We start from the raw sequence: 1,805 nt of genomic DNA on the forward strand, positions 1-1,805 counted from the left end.
CTTTTCGGTCACTTGATTGACCGCTTGGATTTTGAATTCTTCGGGGTAACGCGGGTTGCTCATGGCACCTCCTAATTAGCCTCAGTTTAAGGCAAAGAGGTGTCTACGAAACCCGGGGCGATTCACTGCGTGGCAAGCCGCCTGCTGACCCACAACGGGTAGGTCAGTTGGGCGTGAGCCAACAGTGCGCGGTCTACGCCGTGAACATGAACAGCAAGTGGTATGCGATCAACCCGGAGACCCTTAAACCTACTGGCGCTCCCCTTGAGGACTTCACGCCAGAGCGTCAGACGTGATAACCGCTCAGGGGAGGGCCGCCAGTCGTTCAACGCGGTGCCGGCCAGAGCGCAATGAGCAGCAGCAGGGCGGCGGCTACCAGGTAGGGTAGTCGCGGTTCGACGGCATAGATCAGCGTCCCGGCCAGAGGCCCGACTACCACCCCCAAGCCTTGTGCTGCACCGACCGAACCTGCGGTGGCGCCTTGTTCCGAGGCCTCCACCGCGTTGGCCGCCAGTGCGGCGAACGACGGGAAGATCCAGCCCATACCGGCCGCCGAGACGAAGAAACCGAGCCAGAGGATCCACGCCGTATCCGCGAACATGCTGCCGGCAAACCCCAGGGCCGAGACAATGGCGCCGACGCGGATCATCCGCAGCGGCGGCCACTCCAGTTTGCGCACCAACAATTGCGAGCAGATCAACGCCAGGCCCACCATCGTCAGGGCAATCCCGGCGGTTTGCGCGGCGTCTGCGGGGTTCATCTGCAGGCGGTCCAGGGCAAAAAAGCCCACGGTGATCTGGGCGATGGACACACACAGCATGGCGGCAAAGGCCACCACCAGTGGGCGTCGCAAGCGTGGGTCCGAGAGGTTGACGGCCTTGGGCGGTTGCTTGAGGTGCAGTTCCTGGCGCGCAAGTTTGGTCAACAACACCACAAAGCCCAGCATCGGCAGCAGCGCCATCGCATAAAACGGCAGACTCAGGCTGTAGCGCGCCAGCAGCGCAGCAATCGCCGGCCCCAGCACCAGGCCGCAGGCGTTGGCTGCGCCCAGAGAGGCCATGGCCTTGGCGCGGTGGGCTGGCTCGATATTGTCGGCGATCAGCGCATAGCCGGCCGCTGGGATCGCGGCGTAAAACACCCCGATCAAGCCGCGGCCCAGCACCAACCCGATAAACGCCAGCGTGGCCGCAGGCAGCAGTTGCAGGGACGCGTCGATAAACACGCACAGCGCCCAGTACGCCAGAGTGAATCCACCGGTGCCCAACAGCAGCACCCGGCGGCGCCCCAGGCGATCACTGGCCTGGCCCCAGGGCCGCGCCAACAGCATCCAGATCACCCCGGACACCGTGACGGCCGCTCCCGCTTGCCAGGTCGCCAGCCCGAGCACGCGGGCGATGGGACCGATCAGCGAGACAAACGCCATCATCGCCATGGTGCAGGCCATGTTGGCGATCAGCAGGGGACGCAGATTGAATGACACCGAGGTGGGCAAAGCAGCATCAATGCTGGTGGCCGGATTGGGCATGGGACATCTTCCGTGAGTTGGATTGATGGAACGTTATAGGTAAGACGTTTAAACGCAAAGCGCGATTAGCCGCAATGATGAAGATCTACAACTGCTTTTTGTGGGTGGTTCAGGCACTTTCTTTCCGGCAGGTCTACCGCTATCGCAACATCGGTATCTACACAACTTTCAGAAACTGACGAACTCCCCCGTGGCGAGCGGGCTTGCCCCGCGCTGGGCTGCGAAGCAGCCCCAATAAGCCGAATGCGTTGTACCAGATACACCGCAGCGGCTGACCAGG

Annotated in this window: 3 protein-coding genes; 1 reads left to right on the forward strand and 2 read right to left on the reverse strand. The window is 62.5% G+C overall.

The annotated features are described in order from the left end of the window. Positions 1 to 173: 173 nt before the first annotated feature. Positions 174 to 296, forward strand: a complete 123-nt coding sequence (locus tag HBO09_RS29130; RefSeq protein WP_262381351.1) for a hypothetical protein — start codon at positions 174 to 176, stop codon at positions 294 to 296. A gap of 29 nt (positions 297 to 325) precedes the next feature. On the opposite strand, the gene HBO09_RS28565 is transcribed toward HBO09_RS29130, so the two are convergent. Together HBO09_RS28565 and HBO09_RS28725 are read right to left on the reverse strand one after the other, a co-directional pair. Continuing rightward, positions 326 to 1,525, reverse strand: a complete 1,200-nt coding sequence (locus HBO09_RS28565; protein ID WP_169996969.1) for an MFS transporter — start codon at positions 1,523 to 1,525, stop codon at positions 326 to 328. A 65-nt stretch (positions 1,526 to 1,590) separates the two neighbouring features. Next, a partial coding sequence (locus tag HBO09_RS28725; RefSeq protein ID WP_222933999.1) for a hypothetical protein occupies positions 1,591 to 1,805 on the reverse strand: 215 nt, incomplete at its 5' end.

The sequence above is a fragment of the Pseudomonas sp. WS 5027 genome, assembly GCF_012985695.1.
Classification (GTDB): domain Bacteria; phylum Pseudomonadota; class Gammaproteobacteria; order Pseudomonadales; family Pseudomonadaceae; genus Aquipseudomonas; species Aquipseudomonas hygromyciniae.